The sequence below is a fragment of the Kitasatospora sp. NPDC127035 genome, from assembly GCF_042726075.1.
In the GTDB taxonomy this organism is placed as follows: Bacteria; Actinomycetota; Actinomycetes; order Streptomycetales; family Streptomycetaceae; genus Kitasatospora.
Genome location: NZ_JBHXDN010000063.1, coordinates 1 through 24,365, shown reverse-complemented (window position 1 = coordinate 24,365; position 24,365 = coordinate 1). Strand labels below are relative to the sequence as shown.

Here is a 24,365-nt window from a genome sequence, read left to right as displayed (position 1 = left end):
GAGAACGGCGCGATGGCCGACACACCACCGGAACCGAGTCCGCCCACCCGCAAGCAGGGCCGGGGGCAGGGGACGGGGCAGGGCACGGGACAGGGCACGGGACAGGGGAGGCGCCAGGACCAGGTCCCGGGCCAGGGGGCGAACCAGGCCCGGGGCGGAGGCCAGGCGCAGGGCGGCGGCCGAAACCAGAGCCAGGGCCAGAATCAGGGCCGGAATCAGGGCCAGGGCCAGGGCCGGACGCCCGCGCAGGGCCGGTCGGGCGACGGCCCGACCGCTGCGAGCCCGCCCACCCGGGTCCAGCGCTCCGGTGGGCCCGCGAACGACGGCCGGACCGGCACCGAGGGCGGCGGGGCACCGGCCGGCCACCGGTCCGACACCCCGACGGGCACCCCGACGGGCACCCCGACCAACCCCCGGTCCGGCACCCCGCAGGGAGCCCCGGCCGCGAGCCCGCCCACCCGGGTCCAGGGCGGCAGCCGTCCCCGGCGGACCGGGAACGGCACCGGAGGCACCACCGGCGCGACCACCGGTTCGACCGACGGCGCGCCCACCGGCGCCGGCACCCCGGCCGCCGGGAGCGCCGTCCCCTCGCCGGCCACCCGGCTCCAGCGCGGCAAGCCCCCCGCTCCCGCCCCGGCGCGGACCCCCGCGCCCGGTGCGCCCACCCGCGTCCAGCGCCCCGGCGCGACCCAGCCCCCGCCGGCCCCCGGCGGGTCGGCGAGCCCGACGGCCGCCCCCTCCGCAGGTCCCTCCGCCGACCAGGCGGGAGCCTTCCCCACCGCCCTGACCGACCGCTACCACCCCGTCGGCCCGGCCGGTTCCGGCAGCGAGGGCACCGTGTGGCACGTCCGCCGCGCCGACGGCGGCGGCGACGCGGCCGTCAAGGTCGGCAACCCCGGCGTCCAGGCCGACACCGAACTCCTCACCCACCTCGGCGATGCCGCCTTCCGCCGCCACGTCCCCGAGATCCTCGGCCACGGGCGGATCGAGCACGCGGGCGCGCTCTGCGACTGGATGGCGATGGAGTACCTGCCGGTCACCCTGGCCGACCACGTCGCCGAGCTGCGCCGCCGGGGCAGGCTCGACCGGCCCGGCGAGACCGAGCGGATCATCCGCGAACTGGTCGCGCTGCTGGACTTCTGGCAGACCACGGTGGACCGCAACCCGGTGGACTTCAAGCCGGCCAACATCCTGGTCCGCGAGGGCGGCCGGTCCGGCCGCGGCGGTCCGGCCGCGCCCCAGTTCGTGGTGGCGGACTTCGGCGGCGTCGCCAAACTCACCGCCAGCCGCCGGTTCTCCGCCGACATGCAGGTCACCGTCGCCTTCATGGCGCCCGAGCAGCTCGCCGGCCACAACCACCGGGCCGGCCCGTGGTGGGCCCTGGGCACCATCCTGTACGAGGTGTTCACCGGCGGGACCCGCTACCGGCGGGCGGACGGCGGGCTGGTCAGCGACGAGGCCCTCCAGTACCGGCTGGTGATGGAGGACGTGGTGGACCTCGCCGCCGTCACCGACGAGCGCCGGAGGCTGCTGCTCCAGGGGCTGTTCACCAAGGAGCCGGCCGACCGCTGGACCGCGCCGCAGGTCCGCGACTGGTTGGCCGGCGGCAGCCCGGAGGTGGTACGCACCCGGGTCGCCCCGGAGGCCCCCCAGGTCGAGACCGGGCCCGCGTACCGCCCGATCGCCTACCGGGGCGCCGACTTCCACGACCCGACGGCGCTGGCGGTGCGGATGCTCGCGGAATCGGGCGACGCGGCGGCCTGGCTGATGAGCGGAGGCGCGCGCCGGCTGCGCGACTGGCTGCGCGACGAGGTCAAGGACACGGCCCTCGACCTCCACTACCTGAAGGACGTCGACCGCGGCACCCCGGCGGACAGGTCGCGCGCGGCCTCGCGCGCGGTGCTGGCGCTGGGCGCGGTGTTCGCGCCGGAGGCGGTCCCGCACGTCCGGGACCGCCGGGTGGACGCGACGGGGCTGGCCCGGACGGCCGGCGAGGACGGCACGGCCGCCTTCGTCGACGAGCTGATCGCCGCCGGGCTGCCGGCGCTGGCCGCCCGCTTCCGCTGCGGGCACGAAGCCTGCCCGGACGGGGCCTGCCGCCGGCTGCTGGCGCTGACCGAACTGCCCGCCGTGCTGGAGGCCGTCGGGCGGGAGGCCCGGGACCTCGGCGGTCGCGGCGGTGGCCGCGGCGGCGGAGGCCGCGACGGACGCCTCACCGCCGACGAGCTGGCGACGGCCCACCGCTGGGCCCTGCTGCTCACCGTCCAGCCCGATGCGCAGCGTCTCGCGGTGGTGCGGCGGGTCTCCGCACTGCCGGGCCCGCTGCGCAGGCTGCCGGTGCCCGCGCACACGGCCGCCACCGTCGTCGCCGACACGGCCGGCACCGCCCGTGCGGCCGTGCTGAGGGGCGAGCGGGACCGGTTCCGGCGCGCCTGGTCGGAGCTGCGCCGCCGCGCGCTGGTCGCCTCCCCGACCACGGCCGAGGGCCGGGCGCTGCTGGCCGCCGCCGCCGTGCTGCACGTGCGGAGGGTCCGCGCCGAGGGGGCGCGGCGCGGAGCCGACCGGGGCGCCTGGAAGACGACGGCGCGCGCCTGGGGACGGGGCGCCCGGAGCGCAGTTCCCCGGCGCGCGGCCGCGGCCGTGCTGCTGCTCCTCGGCCTCGCCGTGACGCTCTGGGCGGGCGCGGTCTGGCGGATCGCCGTCGACGCCGGAGCGGGCGGAGCCTTCCTGCCCGACGGCGCGTTCGGCGGCCCGCTGCGGACCGCGGGGGACACGGCGGCCCGGGAGACCGTCGGACAGCTGGGCGCCGCCCTGGTCGCCGCCGTCGCGGTGGCCGCGTTCCCGGCCCGGATCGGCCGGCGGGTGCTCCTCCTGGTCGTCGCCGCGGCCTTCGCCGTCGGCTACCTGCGGCTCGGGCCGCCCATGACGGTGCTCAGGCCGCCGGCCGCGGTGGTCGAGCGGGTGGTGATGTTCGAAGGCGGCCTCGGCAGCTGGGCGGGTGTCGGGGCGGCGGCCGGGGTCGTCCTCGCCCTGGTCCTCAACGGCCGCTCCAACCGCTGGCTGCTCAACCCCGCCAACGAGGCCGAGGAACGGGCCGCGGGCGACCGCCGTCGGCTCGCCGCCCGCCGCCGGGCCCGCGGCGGCAGCCCGAACCGCTGGCGGACCGGCCGCGCCGGCCTCCGCGACCGGCTGCTCTTCGCCCTCGGCGGCACCCTCGTGCTGACACTGCTGCTCTGGGCGGCCGTCGAGGTCCGGCTCGTCGTCGGGCAGCCCCACCACCCCACCCCGGAGTCCTGGGGCACCGGCCAGGCCGGCGCCGCCTACCAGGCGGACTACCTGCTGCTGCTGGCCTTCCTCGCCCTCCTCGGCGCCGTGGCCGTCCCCCGGACCGCGCCCCGGATACTGGCCGGCTCGGCCCTGGGGGTGGTGGTCCTGGGAGCCTGGCCGCCCCCGCTCGGCCCGCTGGAGGCCCTGCGCATCCCGGTGCTCGGCAGCTGGTTCTCCTCGATCGCCGAGGTGTGGGGCCACGCCGCCTTCTGGGCCGCCCTGTTGGTCGCCCTGCCGCTCGCCTGCTACGTCGGGTTCTGGACGGTCCGCCGGGTGGCGGAGTGAACCACCGGATCACGCACGACGTGAGGTGAGGTCCCGAAGCGCCGGCGGACCCCCGGCCTGACGTCCGCCGTCCCCTCGGTCGTCGAGCAGCCGCCAGGCGGTGAGGGCGAGGGTGGCCCGCAACAGGCCCGCCGGTTCGGTGAGTTGGAACCCCAGGTTCTTGGGCCTGCTCCAGCCGCCGGGCGACGCGGCTGCGGTGCAGGCCGGGGCGGCGCTCCGCTCCGGCCCGCCGCCCGCGTACGCCGCCGGCGCGGAGTTCGACCCGCTCCGCGACGAGACTGTCTGATCACGGCTTGCCGGTCGGGCTCGGTGCTGGCCCACATGGTTGGTCCTGGAGGTGAGGTTGCCCCCGGCCCGTCTGCGGCAGAGGACCGGTCCTAAGGCTCGATGAGACGGACGTACACGCCCTCGCCGAGCGGCCCGAACCCGTGGCGTTCCCAGGCGCGCCGGAGCCTGGCCACGGCTTCCTCGTCGGGCCTGCGGACCTCGGGGTCCTCGGACTCGAAGCTGCACGGTTCGTCCGGCCCGTGGTCGTGGATCGGAGCCGGGTAGCAGAGTGCGAGCGTCCCCGGGACAGCCAGGCGGCGGAGGGCCTCGACCGCCAAGCGCATCCCGACACCCTTCCCCCGCCACTCGGCCGAGACCTCGACCGACTCCAGCAGGAGCAGCAGCGACGGCCGCAGCTCGGCCAGCGACGGGGAGAGCCCGCCGTCCTCGGTGAAGATCACCCGCGGGATGCGGTCGAGAAGTCCCGGGTCCACCCCCAGCGCCTCGCGGGGATTCGGCGTGACACCAGGGATGACACGGGTGATGTCGGCGGTACCGAAGATCTTGGCTCCGTTCTCGTAGAAGCTGGCCCGCCACCGGTCCGCGTTCCTCGACCAGTCCGCGTCGGCGAAGTGGCGCGACTCGTACGAGATGACCAGACGGTCGGCCATCGGTGCTCTCCCTTGCAGTGGGGGGCAGGCCCCTCGCCAACACGCAGGAGGGGCCTGCCAGTGTGCCGGCAGTCGCTACTTCGACGGCTGCGCGGGCTTCTCCTCGGCGGGCTTGCCCGCGTGCTTCGGCGGGGGCTTCTCGTTGCCCTTGTGCTTGGACACGATGATCTCGACGGGCATGGGCGGGCTCCTCCTACTCGGCGGGGACGGTGTTGGCGCTGTCCGGCGTCGTGGGACCGGGCGGACGCTCGGGCGGGGGCGTGCTCATACTGGTACCTCCTCACACTGCGGGGTTCCCGGTCACCGGCAGGTGCCCGGGCCGTCCGGTGTTGCGGATCCCGCTCCGGCCGGCTGCCTGCCAGGGACGGCGGCCGGAGCGGGAATCTGAGAGGCCCACAAGGGCCGGTTCTGCGCCCACCGGGGAAACGGGCGGCGGCAGGCCGTCCCGCGCGCGGCGTTGGCCCGCCCACAGGCCGCCGATGCCGAACACCGGGGCGGCGTAGGGGTCTATCAGCGCAGCCGGGGGTCTCCTTCGCCGTGGCGGTGGGGGGTGCGTGATAGACCGTAGGGAGTCGGCTACAGGCGGTGCCAGGAAATTGCGCCCAATTGCGCCGGGATCAGCGCAGGGCGTCTATCGCGCTGGTGAGCAGTGCGCGCGCTTCGCCGCCGTAGACCGCCATCTGCGACAGGGCCAGGAACGCGGCTGCGTAGTCTCTGACCTCCCTTGGCTCCGTATGCCTGAGATAGCCCACCGTCAGCTCGACGGAGACCAAGGCGTCATCAAACATGTAGAAGTCTTCGGCTGGAGACCGCGCACGGTCCGGCCGTGTCGGAATGATTCCCAGGCTGATGCTCGGAGAAGTGCTGACGGCTATCAGATGCCCGAGCTGGCCAGCCAACGTATCCCCGTCGCACACCGCCCCGCGTAGGACTGATTCCTCCAGCACCAAGGCAAACCGACGCGGGCCGGAGAACAGCATCCGCTGACGCTCCATTCGAGCCTCAACAGCGGCCTCCACATCGTCAATGGCGACTCGTGAACGCTGGATCGCCCGCAGGACGGCCGCCGTGTACTCCCGGGTCTGCACCATGCCGGGGACGACCTTGCTGGCGTACACCCGGAAGTGCCGCGTGCGCTCGTACAGGTCGAACACCGACTCCTGGGCCGCTCGCAACCCGGTGCGCTCCATACGCCGCCACTCGGTGTACAGCGAGTCCACGGCCCGCGCGGCTGCGATCAGGTCCGGGATCCGGCCCTCCGCGCCGCAAGCGCGGCACCATGCCCGGAGATCGTCCTCGGACGGCGCAGCCTTGCCGCTCTGGAGCCGGGAGGTCTTGGCGGGGTGCCAACCGCACCGGGCAGACAACTCCTCGCCCTTGAGCCCCGCATCCTTTCGGAGCTCCGTGAGGCGGTTGGCCAGGGCCTTTCGAGCAGCGACAACGCTGGACGATGGCGACGACGACATGTGCTGACTGCCCGGTGTCCGCTGGAATCAAGTGATCTTGTACTGGTCGTGCGGCGTGGCCCGTTCCCACACGGCCTCGAAGGCGAGGGAGCAGAGTTCGACGGCCGCCGGGTCCTCGGTGGCCTCGTTCTCCAGCCAGTCGCCGTTACCGGCGAAGTGACCCCATACGACAAGCTGGCCGTCGATCAACCAGAAGTCGTTGCCAGGAAGGGCGAGCGTGGATGCCAGGCGGCGCGGAAGCCACCGGACCTGCTCGCCCGCAGCGACGTTGGGGAACGTCACGTCGTACTCGTACCGGATGTACTCGCTGACCGGCTCGGACACGATCCGGGCCCGACGGATCTCCACACCGCGCGAGACTGCCTCGACGACGACGTCGAGCCAGGGCCGCCACCATGCCGGCCGGTCTGCCGGATCATGCCGAACACCCTGTCGCCATGCGTGGAGCGCCGGATCGCCAAGCATGTACCCGTCGCGCATCTCCAGGTGAACTGCCGAGTGATGAGCTGCCTTCAGCAACTCATCGGGCCTGGTCACCGCCGTCCGAGACATCGCACGCCTTCCTGATTGCATCCACCACGTGCGCAGGCATCCGGACGACGTTCTCGTAGTCCGGGACGTTGCCCGCAGCATGGACCTCCTCCTCGGTCCTGGTATCGAGGCGGTAGCCCTGGATCACCAGATCCCTGGTCTCTTCGTCGACGAAGATGGTCGGGGAGTTTCCATCCGGGGACTTGTCGTCCTTCCAGATCAACCGTAGTGCCACCGCGCCCTCCTGCGTCCAGGTAGTTGCGTCTTCTTGCAATACAGTCACTCCTGCTGAAGGCCAGGGCGTCAAGAGGGCGCGCGAGCAAGCCGGGAGCCGAGGAGCGACGAAGGCCCCGACCGCCCAATTCGTCGGGCGGCCGGGGCTGGTGTGCTGGGGTGGTCGGATGCGGTTGCCCCAGCGGTGGGCGGCGAAGCTGCGGGCGGCTCCGCCGGGGAGGGTGTGGCCGTCGAGGAAGTCTTCCGGTGGTCAAGAGCTACGATCGGCTCCAGATCCGTGACTCGAAGGACCCCGACGGGCCCGCTCTCCGCTTCCCCGCCGATGCCTGGCGATCCTTCGTCGCCGCCGTCCGGGCGGGCGAGTTCGGCGGTATCTGAGCAGTGCCCCGGCCCGGCCGTCCGGTGTGCCGGGCGGCCGGGCCTCTCCGTGCCGCTTGTTGTTGACCGGGGGCGGGTGGTGCGGTTGTCTGCCGTGGACGGGTGGGCGACGGGGGAGGTCATGTTCCGGTGACGGTGCTCGACGAGGCCGCGGCGTCGGTCGCACGCGGGCGGAGACTGCTGGACGAGTACGACGCCGAGGCGGATCCGAGGCGCGAGTCCGTCCTTCTCTCCGGTGCGCTGACCGCCTTCGCCTCCGCGCGCGGGCTGTTGGAGCGGGCCGGGGCGGCGGCGCCGGCACAGGCGTCGGCCGAGGTGCGGTTCCTGCTCGGGCTCACCCTCTCCGTCCGGTACTGGCGGGCCGCGGCGCAGCCGGACTTCGCGGAGGACCAGGAGATCAGGTCCGCCGTGCTGGCCGAACGGACTTCTGCCGTCGAGCTGTTGACGCTCGCCGTGGCGCTCCTCGATCCCGGTGCGCCGGAGCGTGCGGAGGCCGCCGGTCGGCTGGGGCTGCTGCTGCACGTACGCCACGAGGACGTGCTGGCCGACGCCTCGGCCGACGGGGACGCCCGCGCGGACGACCTCGACCGGGCCGTCGAGGCGCTGCGGCTCGCCTGCCCCGTCCCGGTCCCGCCCGGTCCCTGGCGGGCACTCGCCGGACGGGATCCGTCCGACGAGGCCGACTACGACGACCAGGACCCGGGCTTCCTGGCCAACCTCGGCTGTGCGCTCGCCGACCGGCACGACCGCGACCTCGACCCCGCCGACCTCGCTGCCGCGAGCGCCGTCCTGGAGGGCGTCCTCGACGGGTTGCGCCCGCCGCCGTGGACGGACGCCGACGGCCCGCCGTTCCGTCCGGCCCCGGACGCCGAGCCCGGCCCGGTCGACCTGGCCGAGCCCCTCGAACTCGCCGTCCGGGAACGCCTCGCCCTCCTGCTGGTCGGGGACGAGCGTCGCGTCGCCACGCCCGAGCAGGAACTGCGCGTCGAACGGGCGGTCATGCACCTGGAGTTGATCGCGGCGACCAGCGCGCCGGACGACCCCTACCGGTTGCGGGCCTCGCTCAGCCTGATCGACCGGTACTGGGAGCGCTGCGACGGCACGATCCGGCCGGAGGACGTGGACCACCGGCTGGCCCGACTGCGCGATCTGCGCCGACTGCTCCCGCCCGAACACGAACTGGGCGGCACGGTGCGCTGGTTGCTCGGTGGCGCGCTGGCCGGACTGGCCCGGCTCGACCGCTACGTGGCGACCGAGGAGGCGCGGGAGTCGGTGGAGGTGCTCCGCGAGGGCCTGGCCGGCATGGCCGGGGACGACCCGGTGCGGCCGGCCTCGCACGCGATGCTCGGCACCATGGTGAACGCGATGCGCGAGCACGACCCGGAGACGTACCGCACCGAGGAGGCCGCCCACCACCTCACCGTGGCCGTCGACTCGATGCAGGAGGAGGATCACGGGATCCGCCGCAGTGACATCCTCCAGCAGCTGGCCCACGCCTCCATCGTGCAGGGCGAGTTCTCGACCGACCTGGGCGCGGTGGACCGGGTGATCGGGCTGCTGGACGAGTCGCGGGCGAAGCCCTCCGATACCCAGTGGTCGGAGGACCACCTGCACGGTTCGCTGGCGGCGGCGATGAGCAAGCGCTTCGCGCTGACCAACGAGATGGCCGACCTGGACGCCGCGATCCGGCACGAGCGCGCCGCGTTCCGCCGGGCCGCACCGGACGACGTCAACCGGGCCGTCTACCTGGAGAACCTCTCGGTCAGCCTCTACCAGCGCTTCCTGCTCGGCGGGGACTACCAGGACCTGGAGGCCTCCCGCCGCTACCACGCCGAGGTGCTGGCCTTCCTGTCCCGTTCGCAGCACGCCGGGGTGGACCGGCTGGTGGCGCGTGAGCTGCCGACCCTCCAGCGCACCCGGCTGATGCTGGAGTTCCAGGACGCGATGACCGGCCGGGACACCGGGCGGATGGGCCGGGTGGTGGCCGAGCTGGAGCCGCTGGTGGCGGCGGTCCCGGTGGACGACCCGCTGTACCTGCTCGCACGAGGCGACCTCGGCGCGGTCACCTTCATGCACGCCCTCTTCACGGCCCCGGACCGGATCGTCGAGGCCGTCGGCCTGATGGTGGAGGCGGCGGAGGAGACGCCCGCCGGGCATCTGCACAAGGCGGTGCTGACCATGCGGGCGGCGTCGGCGCTCGGTCTGCTGGCCCTCTATCCGGTCTACTCGGAACACCGCGTCGGCGGCGCCCTGACCTACCTCGACGAGCTCGACAGGGCCGTCGACCCGGCGAGCCTGGAGGGCACGCGCGGACAACTGCTGCGGGCGATGCTGCTGATGATGCGGTACCGCCACGCGCGGCTCCCGGCCGACGCCGTCGCGGCGCTGGCCGCCGCGGGGGCCGTCCGTGACCGGCTCCGGCGCGGGAGTCCCACCCAGTTGCTCGCCGCGGCGACGATGCTGGTGGCCCGCGTCCACCGGCAGCGCCTCGGCCCGGACGACCGCCGGCTGGGCCGCGAGTTCGGCCTCGCCGCGCTGCGTGAGACGGCCGCCGCCACGCTGCTCCAGGCCGCCGCCGCCCCGGCCCTCGTGGTGGCCAGGGACGCCGCCGCCCAAGCCCTGTCGATCGCCCACTGGTGCCTGGCCGACCTCGATGCGGTGGGGACGGGAGAGGAGCCCGGGGAGCCGTCCGCCCCGGACGCCGCGACGCCCCACCTGCGGGCCGCCGTGGAGGTGCTGGAGCTCGGCCGGGGCCTGGTGCTGCACGCCTCCACCACCACGACCGACGTCCCCGACCTGTTGCGGGCCGCCGGCCACGAGGATCTCGCCGCCGCCTGGGCGGTGGGCGGTGAAGCCGGTGACATCGCCTCCGTCGGTTCGCTCGATGCCCTGCTCGGCCTTCCCGGCACGCTGCTCGACTCGCTGCCCGGCGGCGCTGCCGTCCCGATGCCGGACGACCTGCGCCGCCGCGCGGTCGCCGCGCTGGCCGACTCCCCGGCCGGCACCCTGCTCATGGCACCACCGTCGGTCGAGGAGATCGCCCGGAGCCTGCGTGCGGCCGGAGCCGACGGCCTGGTCTACCTGCTGCCGCCCGGCGAGGGCCGGAGCGGTCAGGCGCTGCTGGTCACGGCGGCGGGCACGGGCGGTGTCGAGCTGGTGCCGCTCAGCCTGGTGAGCTCGGACGCGCTCGGCCCGCGCGGTCCGCTGACCGCCTACCGGCGGGCACACGTGGAGCGGCAGGCCACCCTGGGCGACCACCCGGCAGGCCACCCGGACCGGATCGCCGCCCGGCGCCGCTGGCAGGCCACCCTGGCGGAGCTGTGCGACTGGTCGGGCACCGCCGTCCTCCGGCCGCTGCTCCGGCACCCGGCGCTGCGATCGGCCGGCAGCGGTGGGGTGGCGGGCGGGCTGCCCCGGCTGGTCCTGGTGCCGTTCGGCGAGTTCGGCGGCGTTCCCTGGCACGCGGCGCTGCTGAGCAGCGGACTGCGCGACGGCAGCCGGCCGGTCCGCGCCCTGGAGCGGGCGGTGCTGTCGTACGCCGCCTCGGCGCGCCAGTTCTGCGAGGTGGTCGGGCGGCCCCGGCTGCCCCTGGGCGAGCGGCCGGTGATCGTCGGCGACCCGACCCGCGAGCTGATGTTCGCCGAGGTCGAGGCCGAGTACCTGCACGCCGACTACTACCCGCACGGGACCCTGCTCGGCTACGTCGAGGGCGCCGAGGGCGCGGGGACGGCGCGCGAGGTGCTGGCCGCGCTGCCCGCCCCGGGGCGGGCCGGGGCGTCGGTCCTGCACCTCGCCTGCCACGCACTGCCGTCGGGCGGCTCCCCGCTGGACGCCTACCTCGGCCTGGCGCCCGAACCGGGGCCCGTCCGGTCCGGCGCGGAGGACGCGGGGCGGGCGGCGGGCCAGGACGGGCAGGACCCCGCGCGGAGCGGCCGGCTGCCGGTCGGCGACATCCTGCGGCAGGCCCAGGGCCGCCCGCCGGGCTCGCCGGGCGGGCTGGTGGTGCTGGACGCCTGCGTCAGCGACCACACCGGCGGCGACCTCGACGAGGCGCTCACCCTCTCCACCGCGTTCGTCGCCGCCGGGGCCACCGGGGTGATCGGCTCCCGCTGGGAGGTGGTGGACGAGATGGTGTGCGTGCTGATGTACGTGTTCCACGGCCGGCTGGCGGAGGGCGATCCGCCGGCCGAGGCGCTGCGCCGCACCCAGCTGTGGGCGCTCCGACCGGACCGCCGGCTTCCGCCGGGAGCCCCGGCGGAGCTCGTCGCGCTCGCCCGCCGCGACACGGCTGCCCTCGACGTGTGGGCGGCCTTCGCGTACCAGGGCGCGTGACGGGCGGTCACGGCCCGTCGGTGACTGCCCGTCAGGCCCGGCGGGCCCGGCCCTGACCCGTTCCGAGGGCCGGGGGTGCGGCGGCGGGGCGCGGCTGTGGACGGCGTGAAGGGCCGGGCGGAGGGGCGCGCGGCACCGGGGCGGCGTCCGCGGCGGGGCCGTCCAGACCTGTGTTTCGGGCGGCTTTCCGCCGTTCACGCCCGGATCGGACCCCTTCGCCCTGGCTGTCCCACCCGTCCCACTGGTCCCACCGGTCAAGCTGGTCCAGACCATTGACGCCCCCTTGGGGGCTCCCTAGCATGATCCGCACTGCGGCGGCCATACGGGGGCCCGCCGCCTTCGCCGAGCGCGCAGCTCCCTCCCACCCACACAGGGCACGCGGCCGAGCCATGTCCCAGACCCGCCGTCCCCTCTGCGGGGCGGGTACCGAGGAGCACCATGTCCAGGACCGTCCAGGAGCCCGAGCACCGGCCTGCCCAGCCGTCCGCGCCCGGCAGCCCGACCACCACCGACGCCGTCAACGCCACCGCCACGTCCACCGCCACCGCCACCGCCACCGCCACGTCCGCCGTCCTCACCGTCGGGCAGGAACGCCTCTGGTTCCTCGACCAGATGGACCCGGGCGACCCCGCGTACAACATCCCGCTGGTGCTGCGCCTCACCGGGGAGCTGGCCCCGGAGTCGCTGCGCGCCGCCCTCGACGGGGTGGTCGCCCGCCACGAGGCGCTGCGCACCCGGTTCCCCGCCGAGGACGGGCGGCCGGTCGCCCTGGTCGACGCGGCGGCGCCCGTCCCGCTCGACGAGATCGACCTGCGCGGACGCCCCACCGAGGAGACGGCCGCCGCGCTCGCCGGACGCACCAACCGCGGCTTCGACCTGGCCGCCGGACCGCTGCTGCGCGCCGCCCTGCTGCGCACCGCCGACCGCGAGCACGTGCTCTGCCTCGTCCTGCACCACATCGCCGCCGACGGCTGGTCACTCGGCCTGCTCCGCACCGAACTCGCCGACCGCTACGCCGCGCACCGCGCCGGACGGCCGCTCGACCTGCCCGCCCCGCCCTCCTACGCCGCCCACGCCGCCGCCGAACGCGCCTGGCTCGCCGGCCCGGAGGCCGCCGGAGCGGTGGCGTACTGGCGCGAGCGGCTGGCCGGCGCGCCCGCCCTGGAGCTGCCGCTGGACCGGCCCCGGCCCACCGGGCCGGGCAGCACGGGTGCCTTCCACACCCGGATCCTGCGCGGCGCCGGCCCCGAACTGGAGGCCTTCGCCCGCGCTCGCCGGATGACCCCGTTCATGGTGCTGGCCGCCGCCTACCAGGCGCTGCTGCACCGCTGCACCGGCCAGGACGACTTCTGCGTCGGCGTGCCCACCGCCGCCCGCACCACCGTCGAGAGCGAGTCGACGGTCGGCTACTTCTCCTCGGCCCTGGTGCTGCGCGCGGACCTCGCCGACGCGCCGACCTTCGACGCGCTGCTGCGCCGGGTCCGCAGCGACTGGCTGGGCGCGCTCGGCCACGGCCGGGTGCCGTTCGAGCAGCTCGCCGAGGAGCTCCGGCCGGACCGCGACCCCGGCCGGACCCCGCTCTTCCAGACCCTGCTGACCGTGCACACCCAGCGCGGCGGAGCGCTGGACGAGCACGCCTTCGCGGACCTGGTCTGCGCCGAGACGGACGGCGGCCACACCGCCGCCAAGTTCGAACTGGCCCTGGACGTCCGGCCGGACGGCGCCGACCTGCAGGCCGTGTTCGGCTACCGGACCGACCTGCTGGGCGAGGACTGGGTCGTCAGGCTCGGCCGCCGCTTCGAGACCCTGCTGCGGGCCGCGCTCGCCGACCCGGACACCCCGGTCCACCGGCTGCCGCTCCTGGACGCGGACGAACGCGCCGCCCGGGCGGGGGAGTCCACCGGACCGGCGCTGCCCGACCACCCGGCCACCGTGCTCGACGCGATCGACCTCGCCGCGGCGGCGGAACCGGCGGCCGTCGCGCTGGTCGGACGCGACGAGACCCTCGACCGGGCGCAGCTCGCGGACGCCTCCCGCGCCCTGGCCGCCCGGCTGGCCGCCCACGGTGTGCGGCGCGGCGACCTGGTCGCGTTCTGCCTGCCGCGCGGGCCGCGCGCGGTGGTCGCGATGCTGGCGGCCTGGCGGGCCGGCGCCGGCTACCTGCCGCTCGACCCGGAGTACCCGGCCGCCCGGCTCGCCTTCATGCTCGCCGACAGCGGCGCCGCGGTGCTGGTCACCACGGACGGCGCGCCCGTCGACGGCCTGACCACCGCGGTCCCGGTGATCCCCGTCCTCCCCGCCCGCCCGGTCCTCCCCGCCGACGCGGACGGCCGCGGCGGACCGGCCCCGGACGTCGCGCCCGCGCCGCCCGCGCCCGCGCCGCTCGCGGCCGGGGCCGCCGCCGGCCCGGACGACACCGCCTACCTCGTCTACACCTCCGGTTCGACCGGAACCCCCAAGGGCGTCCTCGTCCCGCACCGCGCGCTCGCCGCCCGGGTCGCCTGGATGCGCGAGGGCTACGGCATCACCGCCGCCGACCGGGTGCTCCAGTACGCCTCGCTCTCCTTCGACACCTGCGCCGAGGAGGTGTTCCCGGCCCTCGCCGCGGGCGCCGCCCTGGTGGTCGCCGATGCCGGAGCCGCACTGCCCGACCAGCTCGCCGAGCCGTCCGCCGCCGGCCTCACCGTCCTCGACCTGCCCACGCCGTACTGGCACCGGCTGGCCGCCGACCTCGACGCCACCCCCTGGCCGCCCGGCTTGCGGCTGCTGATCCTCGGGGCCGACCAGGTCGCCCCGGAGGCCGTCGCCGCCTGGCGGGCCCGCTTCGGCGACAGCGTCCGGCTGGTCAACTCCTACGGCCCCACCGAGACCACCGTCATCGCCACCACCGCCGAACTCACCGCCGCGGACGCCGGACACCGCCCGCCGATCGGCCGGCCGATCGGCGCCACCACCGTCGCCGTGCTCGATCGCCACGGCGCGCCCGTACCGCCCGGCACTCCCGGCGAGCTGGTCGTCGGCGGGGCCGGTGTCACCGACGGCTACCTCGGCCGGCCGGGGGCCACCGCCCGCGCCTTCGTCCCCGACCCGGACGGCCCGCCCGGCGCCCGCCGCTACCGCACCGGTGACCTGGTGCGCCACCGCGCCGACGGCGCCCTGGAGTTCCTCGGGCGGATCGACGCGCAGGTCAAGGTGCGCGGCTACCGGATCGAGCCCGGCGAGGTCGAGTCGGCGCTGCTCGCCCGGCCCGGCATCGGCGAGGCCGCGGTGGTCGCCCGCGGCGACAGCCTGGTCGGCTACGTCGTGCCCGCGCCCGGCGCGGGGGCTCCCGACCCGGCCGCGCTGCGGGCCGCCCTGGCCGCCACCCTGCCCGCCCACCTGGTGCCCAACGCCCTGGTCGCGCTCGACGCGTTGCCGCTGACCCCCAACGGCAAGCTCGACCGCCGGGCCCTGCCAGCCCCCGACACCCGCCCCGACCTGCGCGCCGCCTACCTCGCCCCGCGCACCGAGGCGGAGGAGCTGGTCGCCGAGGTCTGGCAGGAGGTGCTCGGCCTCGACCGGGTCGGCGTCCACGACGACTTCTTCGATCTCGGCGGCCACTCCCTGCTCGCCACCCGGGTCATCGCCCGGATCCGCGGGACGGCCGACCTCGCCGTCCCGCTGCGCACCCTCTTCACCCACCGCACGGTGGCCGCCTTCGCCGACGCCGTCGAAGCCGCCCTGGTCGCCGAGCTCGCCGCGCTGTCCGACGACGCCGTCGAGGAACTGCTCGCCGCGCAGGACGCCCTGGAAGGGACCGCAACGCCGCAATGAGCACCGACATCACCATCTCCGCCGCCGGGGCGGACGCGCCCGCTGCGGGCGCGCCCCCGGCGGACCCGTCGCCCATCGCCCCGTCGCCCATCGCCCCGTCGCCCACCGCCCCGTCGCCCACCGGCGAGGCCCCTGCGGTCACCGTCCCGGCCCGGGCGGCCGAGCCGCCGGCCGCCGGTCTCACCGCCGCGAAGCGGGAGCTGCTCAGCCGGCGGCTGCGCGCCCGCACCGCCCCGCGCGGGGCGATCCCGCGCCGCGCCGCCGACGCGCCCGTACCGCTCTCCTTCGCCCAGGAACGCCTCTGGTTCATGGAGCAGTTCGCACCGGGCACCGCGGCCTACAACATCCCGGTGGTCCGGCGGCTGCGGGGGCCGCTGGACGCCGGAGCCCTGCGCCGCGCCCTGGACGCCTCCGTCGCCCGGCACGAGACCCTCCGCTCCCGGTACCCGGCCACCGAGGACGGCCGCCCGCTGCTGGCCGTCGACCCGGCCGGCCCGGCCGCCTTCACGGTGACCGACGCCGACGGCGAGGCGCACGCCGAACGGCTGGTCGACGAGACCTCCGCCGTCCCGTTCGACCTGGAGAACGGCCCGCTGCTGCGTGCCCTGCTGATCCGGCTCGCCGACGACGACCACGTCCTCCTGCTGGTCGTCCACCACAGTGTGGGCGACGGCTGGTCCAGCGAGGTACTGCTCGGCGAGATCCTCCGCGGCTACGCCGCGTACGCGGCCGGCCGGCCCGACCCGCTGCCGGAACTCGCCGTCCAGTACGGTGATTTCGCCATCTGGCAGCGCGAGCGGCTGAGCGGCGGTCGGCTCGCCGCCGAGGTCGCGCACTGGGGCCGGGAGCTGGCCGGCGTCGAACCGCTGGAGCTCGCCTTCTCCCGCCCCCGGCCGCCGCGCCAGACCTTCGACGGCGCCGGCTACGGCTTCGCGGTCGACCGGGACCTGCTCGACCGGCTCACCGCGCTCGGCAAGCAGCACGACGCCACCGTCCACATGGTGCTGCTGGCCGCCTTCCAGGCCCTGCTCGCCCGGTACAGCGGGCAGCGGGAGTTCGCGGTCGGCTCGCCCGTCGCGGGCCGCACCGAGCCCGAACTCGAAGCCCTGGTCGGCATGTTCGTCAACGTGCTGGCCCTGCCCGCCCGCCTCGACGGCGACCCGGCCTTCACCGAGCTGCTCCGCCGCACCCGGGAGACCTGCCTGGAGGCCTACGCCCACCAGGAGTTGCCCTTCGCCCAGCTGGTCACCGAGCTCAAGGTGCCCCGCGACGTCACCCGGCCGCCGGTCTTCCAGGCCGTCCTCGCGGTGCAGAACTACGCCACCCAGCGCGACGGGATCGACGGACTGCCGGTGGAGGTCGAGCCGTTCGGGGTGCGGGCCAGCGGCACCCGGTTCGACCTGGAACTCTTCCTCCAGGAGTGGCCGCAGGGCCTGCTCGGTTCGTTCAACTACAACACCGACCTGTTCGCCGAGGGCGACATCGCCCGCCTCGCCGGACACCTCGGCCGGCTGCTCACCGCCGTCGCCGCCGATCCGGACACCCGGCTGTCCGCCCTCGGCGAGCTCCCGGAGGCCGAACGCGGCTTCGAGATCGACGAGTTCAACGACACCGCCGTGGACCGCCCGGCCACCACGCTGACCGCCCTGGTCGCCGAACAGGTCGCCCGCACCCCGGACGCGGTCGCCGTCGCCTTCGAGGGCAAGCCCGTCCTGACGTACCGTCAGCTAGACGCGGCCGCCGACCGGATCGCCGCCCGCCTCGCCGCCGAGGGGATCGGCCCCGGCAGCCTGGTCGCGGTCAGCGCCGAACGCTCGCCCGAGCTGGTCGCCGGCCTGCTCGGCGTGCTCCGCGCCGGCGCCGGCTACACCCCGCTCGAACCGGAGTACCCGGCCGAGCGGCTCGCCTTCCTGCTCGCGGACAGCGCCGCACCCGTCCTGCTCACCCAGCGCGGGCTCCCCGTCCCGGACGGCTGCACCGCGCGCGTCCTGCTGCTCGACGACCCGGCCGAGTGGCCCCGGGCGAGAACCCGGACCGGCGGCCCCGCCGGTCCCGTCGGGCCGGCCCCCGACGACACCGCGTACCTGATCTACACCTCCGGCTCCACCGGCCGCCCCAAGGGCGTCCCCAACACCCACCGGGCCATCGCCAACCGCATCCGGTGGATGCAGGACGCCTACCGGATCGGCCCCGGGGACGCCGTCCTGCAGAAGACCCCGGCCGGATTCGACGTCTCCGTCTGGGAGTTCTTCTGGCCGCTCACCACCGGCGCCCGGATCGTCCTCGCCAAGCCCGGCGGCCAGAAGGACAGCGGCTACCTGCGGGACCTGATCGTGCGGGCCGGCGTCACCGTCGCCCACTTCGTCCCCGCCATGCTCACCGTCTTCCTCGCCGAGGACGGCATCGAGGAGTGCACCGCACTGCGCCGCGTCGTGTGCAGCGGTGAGGCCCTCCCGCCCGACACCGCACGGGAGTTCACCGGCCGCCTGCCCGGCTGCGCGCTCGCCAACCTGTACGGCCCCACCGAGGCCGCTGTCGACGTCTCCGCCTGGGAGTGCGAAGGCCCGCTGGAGACCGTCCCGATCGGCCTGCCGATCGACAACACCCGCCTCTACGTCCTGGACGAGGCACTCCGGCCGGTGCCGCCCGGCGCCCCGGGCGAACTGCACATCGGCGGCCCCGCCGTCGCCCTCGGCTACCACCGGCGACCCGGCCTCACCGCCGCCCGGTTCGTCCCCGACCCCTACGGCCCGCCGGGTGCCCGCCTGTACCGCACCGGCGACCTCGCCCGCCGCCGGCCCGACGGAGCCCTCGAACACCTCGGCCGGATCGACCAGCAGGTCAAGATCCGGGGCCTGCGGATCGAACCCGGTGAGACCGAGGCCGCCCTGCGCGCCCGGCCCGGCATCGCCGACGCCGCCGTGGTCGTGCGCGAGGACCGGCCCGGCGACAAGCGGCTCGTCGGCTACCTCGTCCCCGAGCCCGGCGCCGACGAGCCCGACCCCGCCGCCCTGCGCGCCGCGCTCAAGCGGACCCTCCCCGACCACCAGGTGCCCACCGCCTTCGCCGTCCTCCCGGCGCTGCCGCTGACCCCCAACGGCAAGCTCGACCGCCGGGCCCTGCCCGCGCCGCGCCTGCGCCGCGACGCCGGCGCCACCGCGCCCCGGACACCCGCCGAGCGGGTGCTCGCCGAGATCTGGGCCGAGGTGCTGGGCCTGCCCGAGGTCGGCACCGACGAGGACTTCTTCGACCTCGGCGGCCACTCGCTGCTCGCCACCCAGGTGGTCGCCAAGGCCCGCCGGCGGCTCCCCGAGGCCGGGGCCCGCCCGGTCAGCGTGATGGACCTCTTCACCTGCCGCACCGTCCGCGACCTCGCCGCGCTCGCCGCCCTCGACGAGCAGGACCGCGGCCCGCGCCGCCTGCTGCACCGGCTCACCCGGCCCGTCCCCGCCGACCGCCGCCGGCTCACCCTGGTCTGCGTCCCGTACGGCGGCGGCAGCGCCGTCGTCTACCAGCCCGTCGCCGACCTGCTGCCCGCCGACACCGAACTGTGGGCGGTGGCCATCCCCGGCCACGACATCGGCGTCACCGAGGAACACCTGCCCTTCGACGAACTGGCCGAGCAACTGGCCGCGGAGGTCCGCGAACGGGTCGACGGGCCCGTCGTGGTCTACGGGCACTGCGGCGTCGGCACCGCGCTGGCCGTCGCGACCGCCCGTCTGCTGGAGGCTTCCGGGCGGGAGCTGGAAGCGGTCTACGCCGGCGCCCAGTTCCCGTTCGCCAAGCCGCGCAGCCGCGTGCTCACCGCGCTCAGCGGACTCGCCTCGCTGGAGCCGCTGCTCGGCGACCGGGTCTACGTCAACTGGCTCACCGGCATGGGCGTCGACACCTCCGAGCTCGACCAGGACCAGATCCGGTTCATCGTCGGCAACATGCGCCGGGACTCCAAGGCCGCCGAGGCGTACTTCACCCGCGCCATCGCGGAGGTGGCCGCGGGCGCGCCCCGGCTGCGGGCGCCGCTGGTCTCGCTGGTCGGCGACCACGACCCGGCCGCGGACTTCTACCAGGAGCGCTACCGCGAGTGGCTGCTGCTCGCCGAGCGCTCCGCCGTGGCCGTGCTCGACCAGGGCGGTCACTTCTTCGTCAAGTACCGGGCCGCCGAGGTCGCGGAGGCGGTCACCACCGTGCACCGCGCGGTGCTGGCGGGGGAGACCGGTGACCTGCCCGCCCGGGCGCCGGAGAACTCCTGGTGGTTCCACGGCGAGACCGGCCCGCTCACGCCGGTCGCCCCCGACGCCGCGGTCGACCCGGACACGCCGCTCGCCCCCGAGGCCGCGCCGGCCCCGGCGGAGCCCGACGGCCCGCAGCCCGGCCTCGGCCGCTTCCTCGCCGTCGCCACCGGCCAGCTGGCCTCCATCACCGGCTCCGCGCTCACCGAGTTCGCCCTGCCGATCTGGATCCTGCTGGAGACCGGCTCGATGGCGCGGTACGCGCTCTACGCCGTCGTCGCCATGCTCCCCGGCATCCTGGTCGGCCCGCTGGCCGGCGCCCTGGTCGACCGCCTCGACCGGCGGAAGGTGATGCTCGCGGGGGACGTCGCGGCCGGGGCCACCCAGGCCGCGATGCTCGCCCTGCTGCTCGCCGGGCAGCTGCACTCGTGGGAGGTGTACGTCCTGCTCGGCGTGCTCTCCGTCGCACTCACCTTCCAACGCCTCGCCTACGCCTCCGCGGTGCCGCAGATCGTCCCCAAGCAGTACCTCGGCCATGCCAACGGGATCGTCCAGCTCGCCTTCGGAACGGCGCAGTTCGTCGTGCCGCTGGTGGCCGTGGCGCTGATGGCGGCGATCGGCCTGCGCGGCATCCTGATCATCGACGTGGCCAGCTACGTCCTGGCGATCGGCATCCTGCTCGCGGTGCGGTTCCCCCGCACGCTGCCCTGGACCCGGCGCGAGTCCCTCACCGCGGAGATCAAGCAGGGCTTCGGCTGGTCCTGGCGCAACCGGGGCTTCCGGGCCATGCTGCTCTGGTTCGCCGGGCTGAACGTCTTCCTCTCCCCGCTGTTCCTGCTCATCACGCCCATGGTGCTCGCCTTCGACGACCTGGACGGCGCCGCCCGGGTGGCGGTGGCCGGCGGCGCGGGCGCGCTGCTCGGCGGCGTCACCATGGGCTTCTGGGGCGGACCGCGCCGGCACCGGCTGCGCGGGATGCTGGGCCTGGCCGCCCTGCTCGCCCTGGCCGGGGCCGTCACCGGCCTGAACGCCGGCCTCTGGGTGATCGCCGCGGGGGCGTTCGGGATGTCCTTCGCGCTCTCCCTGGTCAACGGCGTCTACTCGACGATCGTCCAGGTCAAGGTCCCGCAGCGGTTCCACGGCCGCGTCTTCGCGCTCAACACCCTGGTCGCGTGGTCGACCCTGCCGCTCGGTCACGGCGTCATCGCCCCGCTGGGTTCGGCCGTGTTCGGCCCGCTGATGGAGCCGGGCGGCGGGCTCGCCCCGGTCTTCGGCCCGCTGATCGGCACCGGCCCCGGGCGCGGCATCGCCCTGATGTACGTGCTGTTCGGCCTCGCCATGCTCGTCCTGGTCGCCGTCGGACTGCGGCTTCCCGCGCTCGCCCGCTTCGACCGGGACGTGCCCGACGCCGAACCGGACGACCTGGTCGGGCTGCGCGAGCGGGCCCGCCTCGCGGCCGACCGCCGGGCCGCGACGGAAGCCGCGGACCGGGCGAAGGCGGGCGCCGCGTGAACCGCGCCCCCGCCACCCTGCCCGAGCTGCTCGCCCACCGGGCCGCCGCCCACCCCGGGCGGACCGCGATCGTCAACGGCCCCGACCGGCTCGACTTCGGCGCCTGGCAAGCCCGTTCGGGAGCGCTCGCCGGCGCGCTGCGCGCCGCCGGACTCCGCTCCGGCGACCGGGTCGGCCTGCGCCACGGCACCGCCGACTGGGCGGCCTACGCCGTCGCCCACCTGGCCGTGCTCCGGGCCGGCGGCGTCGCCGTCCCGCTCTCCGACCGGCTCGCCCCGGCCGTCACCGCGCACGCCCTCGCCGACTCCGGGGCCCGGTTCCTCGTGCACGCGGCGGCGGACGCCCCCGCCGCCGCGGACGGGGTGACGGCCCTCACCGAGGCGGACGCCGCCGACCACCCCGCCGATCCCGGCCTCCCGCCCGCCGATCCGGCGGCCCCCGCCCAGATCCTCTACACCTCCGGCACCACCGGCACGCCCAAGGGCGTCACCGCCACCCACGCCAACCTGGCGTACGGCTGCACCCTGGACGAGCGCCGCCGCCCGCTGCGGCACTCCACGGCGTTCCTGCACTCCTTCCCCGTCGGCACCAACGCGGGCCAGACCATGCTGGTCAACGCGCTCAACGCGCACGCCGCCTGCATCGCCGCCCCCCAGTTCACCCCGCTGCGGTTCCTCCGGCTGATCGCCGAACACGACGTCGGCAGCGTCTTCCTCGTCCCCGCGACGGCGATCGAACTGCTCGGCTCGGCCGCCCTCGCCAAGGCAGGGGCGGACGCCCCCGGTGCGCTGGACGGCGTCAAGCTGGTCGGCTCCACCGCCGCGGCCCTCCCGCAAGCGGTCGCGCTGGCCCTCGGCCGGGCCTTCCCGCACGCCCAGATCGCCAACTACTACACCTCCACCGAGGCCGCGCCCGCCCAGGTCACCCTGCTCTTCGACCCGGAGCACCCGGAGTCGCCGGGGCAGCCGGCCTCGCTCGCCGACCTGCGGATCACCGACGCCGACGGCCGGCCGCTGCCGCCCGGCGAACCGGGCGAGCTCTGGCTCCGTTCGCCGACCGCCCCGCGCGGCTACCTCGGCGAGCGGGACACGACGGTGTTCCAGGGCCGCTGGGTCCGGATGGGCGACCTCGGCCGGATCGACGCCGACGGCTTCCTCCACCTGCTCGACCGGGAGAAGGACGTGATCAAGTCCGGCGCCCACAAGGTGTCCACCCTCCAGGTCGAGAACGCCCTGCACCGCCACCCGCTGGTCGCCGACGCGGCCGCGTTCGGCATCCCGCACCCGGTGCTGGGCAGCGTGGTCGCCGCCGTCGTCGTGCTCGCCCCCGGCGCCGGGGCCCCCGGCGCCGGGCCCGAGCACGCGGCACCGACCCCCGCCGAGCTGCGCGCCTTCCTGCTCGACCGGCTCGCCGCGCACGAACTTCCGGCCACCGTCCTGTTCCGCGACGCACTGCCCCGCAACGAGGGCGGGAAGGTCCTCAAACGCGAACTGCGCCGGCTCCTGACGACCCACGAGTCCCCCGAGGCACCCCGATGAGCACCCCCCTCAGCCCCGCCCAGCACGGCATCTGGCTCACCGAGCAGACCCTCGACGCCGGCGCCGCCTACCACCTCGCCGTCACCGTCGGGTTCGACGGCCCGCTCGACGTCCCGGCGCTGGCCGGCGCCTGCGCCGCGGTCGCCCGCCGGCACCCCGCGCTCGGCAGCCGGATCGCCCCCGACGGCACCGCCGTCCTGGCCGGTCCCGCGCCCGAGCTGCGGGTGGCCGACTGCGGCGAGGACGAGCTCGACAAGCTGCTCGCCGACGAGACGGCCGCCCGCTTCGACCTGGTCGCCGGGCCGCTCGCCCGGTTCGGCCTGTACCGGACCGGGCCGGGCCGGCACGTCCTGCTGGTGACCGTCCACCACCTCGCCTTCGACGGCGAGTCCAAGGACCGGCTGGTCGCCGACCTCGCCGCCGCCTACCGCGGTGACCTCCGGGAATCGGCGCCGCCCGCCCCCGCCGCGGCCGAACCGGCGCCGCAGGACGTCGCGGACGCCACCGCGTACTGGGCCGACCGCTGGCGCGAGCCCGGTGTGCCGGTCCTGCCCGGGCTGCGGCAGCCGGCGGACGGCGGAACCGCCCCCGGGCCCGGCGCCGCCGTCCCCTTCCGACTGACCGGCGCCCGGTACACCGCGCTGGCCGGCACGGCCGACCGGCTGGGCGTCACCCGCTTCGAGCTGCTCACCGCCGCCTGGCACGCCCTGCTGCTGCGCTACGGCAACCGGGCGCCCGCCACCGCCCTCGAACTCTCCGTCCGACGCCCCGGCGAGGAGACCGCCGTCGGCCTGGCGGTCAACGAACTGCCGCTGTTCACCGAGCCGTCGGCCGGGCAGCCGTTCGCCGCCTTCGCCCGGGCCGTGCGCGGGGAACTGCGCACGCTGTACCGGCACCGCACCGTGCCGCTCGGCCGGGCCGTCCGCGGCCTCACCCCGCGCACCGCGCTCACCCCGCTCTCCCTCAGCTACCGCCGCCGGCCCGCCGGCACCGCGGGCCCCGGCTTCGCCGCCGCGGGCACCACGGCCGGGGACCTCGCCGCGACGGTCCGCTGGACCGGCTTCGCGGGCACCGCCCGCAACCTCCTCCACCTCCAGTTCGTCGACTCCGAGGGCGAGTTGACCGGAAGCCTGCAGTACCGGACGGAGGCCCTCGCACCGGGTGTCGCCGAACGGATCGCGGGCCACCTCACCACCCTGCTGGACGGCGTGGTCGCCGACCCCGCCACCCCCGTCGGCGACCTGCCGCTGCTGGGCCCCGACGAACGGGCCGTCCGGCCGGCCGCACCGGCGCCCCGTCCCGAGCTCGCCGAGGACACCGTCCCCGCCCTGTTCGCTGCCCGCGCGGCGGCCACCCCGGACGCCGTCGCCCTGGTCGCCGACGGCGTCGCGCACTCCTACCGCGAACTCGCCGCCCTGGTCGCGCACGCCGCCGCCGTGCTCACCCGGCACGGCGCCGGCCCCGGCACGCTGGTCGGCATCGCGCTGCCGCGCGGCCGGGACCAGCTGGTCGCCGTCCTCGCCACGCTGGCCGCCGGCGCCGCCTACCTGCCGCTCGACCCCGAGTACCCGGCCGAGCGGCTCGCCTTCCTGCGCGCCGACGCCGGGCTCGCCCTCCGGGTCACCGTCGAACCCTCCGGGCCGGGCGACCTCGCGCCCGGCGACCTGGCCCCCGCACCGGCGGGCGCCCCCGGACCGGGGGGGGGGGGGGGGGGCGGGCCGCCGCCCCCCCCCCCCCCCCCCCCCCCCCCCCCCCCGACACCACCCGCCGCCCCCGCCCCCC

12 protein-coding genes are annotated in these 24,365 nt (G+C 76.1%); 8 read left to right on the top strand and 4 right to left on the bottom strand.

Annotated features, from left to right (window positions below):
* Positions 1 to 12 precede the first annotated feature (12 nt).
* Both ACFWIC_RS31935 and ACFWIC_RS31930 read left to right on the top strand, forming a co-directional pair.
* Complete coding sequence (locus ACFWIC_RS31935; RefSeq protein WP_380358566.1) at positions 13 to 3,612, top strand: hypothetical protein; 3,600 nt, start codon at positions 13 to 15, stop codon at positions 3,610 to 3,612.
* A gap of 160 nt (positions 3,613 to 3,772) precedes the next feature.
* Positions 3,773 to 3,898 (top strand): hypothetical protein, encoded by a 126-nt coding sequence (locus ACFWIC_RS31930; protein ID WP_329951307.1) that lies wholly within the window; start codon positions 3,773 to 3,775, stop codon positions 3,896 to 3,898.
* A gap of 91 nt (positions 3,899 to 3,989) precedes the next feature.
* Here ACFWIC_RS31930 and ACFWIC_RS31925 read toward each other — a convergent pair whose 3' ends face one another.
* The 4 genes from ACFWIC_RS31925 to ACFWIC_RS31910 form a co-directional block, all read right to left on the bottom strand.
* Positions 3,990 to 4,550: a hypothetical protein gene (locus tag ACFWIC_RS31925; RefSeq protein WP_329951308.1), complete on the bottom strand. Its 561-nt coding sequence runs from the start codon at positions 4,548 to 4,550 to the stop codon at positions 3,990 to 3,992.
* A gap of 617 nt (positions 4,551 to 5,167) precedes the next feature.
* Positions 5,168 to 6,016 carry a helix-turn-helix transcriptional regulator gene (locus ACFWIC_RS31920; RefSeq protein ID WP_329951309.1) on the bottom strand — a complete coding sequence of 283 codons (849 nt, stop codon included), beginning with the start codon at positions 6,014 to 6,016 and terminating at the stop codon, positions 5,168 to 5,170.
* Between the two features lie 27 nt (positions 6,017 to 6,043).
* Positions 6,044 to 6,568, bottom strand: coding sequence for a DUF6879 family protein (locus tag ACFWIC_RS31915; protein ID WP_329951310.1), 525 nt, complete (start codon positions 6,566 to 6,568; stop codon positions 6,044 to 6,046).
* The gene (locus ACFWIC_RS31910; RefSeq protein ID WP_380520621.1) at positions 6,537 to 6,782 is read right to left on the bottom strand and encodes a hypothetical protein; all 246 of its coding nucleotides are present in this window, start codon (positions 6,780 to 6,782) and stop codon (positions 6,537 to 6,539) included. The genes ACFWIC_RS31915 and ACFWIC_RS31910 overlap by 32 nt, the downstream gene beginning before the upstream one ends.
* A 158-nt stretch (positions 6,783 to 6,940) precedes the next feature.
* Between ACFWIC_RS31910 and ACFWIC_RS31905 the strand changes: the two genes are divergently transcribed.
* The 6 genes from ACFWIC_RS31905 to ACFWIC_RS31880 all read left to right on the top strand — a co-directional run.
* Positions 6,941 to 7,159, top strand: a complete 219-nt coding sequence (locus ACFWIC_RS31905; RefSeq protein ID WP_380358576.1) for a DUF397 domain-containing protein — start codon at positions 6,941 to 6,943, stop codon at positions 7,157 to 7,159.
* Between the two features lie 129 nt (positions 7,160 to 7,288).
* The gene (locus ACFWIC_RS31900) at positions 7,289 to 11,491 is read left to right on the top strand and encodes a CHAT domain-containing protein (RefSeq protein WP_380520620.1); all 4,203 of its coding nucleotides are present in this window, start codon (positions 7,289 to 7,291) and stop codon (positions 11,489 to 11,491) included.
* Positions 11,492 to 11,929: 438 nt separating this feature from the next.
* On the top strand, positions 11,930 to 15,304 hold the full coding sequence (locus tag ACFWIC_RS31895) for an amino acid adenylation domain-containing protein (protein WP_380520619.1): 3,375 nt from the start codon (positions 11,930 to 11,932) through the stop codon (positions 15,302 to 15,304).
* On the top strand, positions 15,301 to 21,045 hold the full coding sequence (locus ACFWIC_RS31890; RefSeq protein WP_380520618.1) for an amino acid adenylation domain-containing protein: 5,745 nt from the start codon (positions 15,301 to 15,303) through the stop codon (positions 21,043 to 21,045). Before ACFWIC_RS31895 ends, ACFWIC_RS31890 begins: the two co-directional genes overlap by 4 nt.
* Positions 21,042 to 22,583, top strand: a complete 1,542-nt coding sequence (locus ACFWIC_RS31885; protein WP_380358588.1) for a class I adenylate-forming enzyme family protein — start codon at positions 21,042 to 21,044, stop codon at positions 22,581 to 22,583. The genes ACFWIC_RS31890 and ACFWIC_RS31885 overlap by 4 nt, the downstream gene beginning before the upstream one ends.
* Positions 22,580 to 24,365, top strand: a 1,786-nt coding sequence (locus tag ACFWIC_RS31880) for a condensation domain-containing protein (RefSeq protein WP_380520617.1), incomplete at its 3' end; no start/stop codon positions are given. The genes ACFWIC_RS31885 and ACFWIC_RS31880, both read left to right, overlap by 4 nt.

What these genes read in the sequence shown, in the direction of transcription:
- ACFWIC_RS31935 (WP_380358566.1), top strand. Translation starts at nt 13, where the DNA reads ATGGCCGACACACCACCGGAACCGAGTCCGCCCACCCGCAAGCAGGGC.
- ACFWIC_RS31915 (WP_329951310.1), bottom strand. Translation starts at nt 6,568, where the DNA reads ATGTCTCGGACGGCGGTGACCAGGCCCGATGAGTTGCTGAAGGCAGCT.
- ACFWIC_RS31925 (WP_329951308.1), bottom strand. Translation starts at nt 4,550, where the DNA reads ATGGCCGACCGTCTGGTCATCTCGTACGAGTCGCGCCACTTCGCCGAC.
- ACFWIC_RS31920 (WP_329951309.1), bottom strand. Translation starts at nt 6,016, where the DNA reads ATGTCGTCGTCGCCATCGTCCAGCGTTGTCGCTGCTCGAAAGGCCCTG.
- ACFWIC_RS31890 (WP_380520618.1), top strand. Translation starts at nt 15,301, where the DNA reads ATGAGCACCGACATCACCATCTCCGCCGCCGGGGCGGACGCGCCCGCT.
- ACFWIC_RS31895 (WP_380520619.1), top strand. Translation starts at nt 11,930, where the DNA reads ATGTCCAGGACCGTCCAGGAGCCCGAGCACCGGCCTGCCCAGCCGTCC.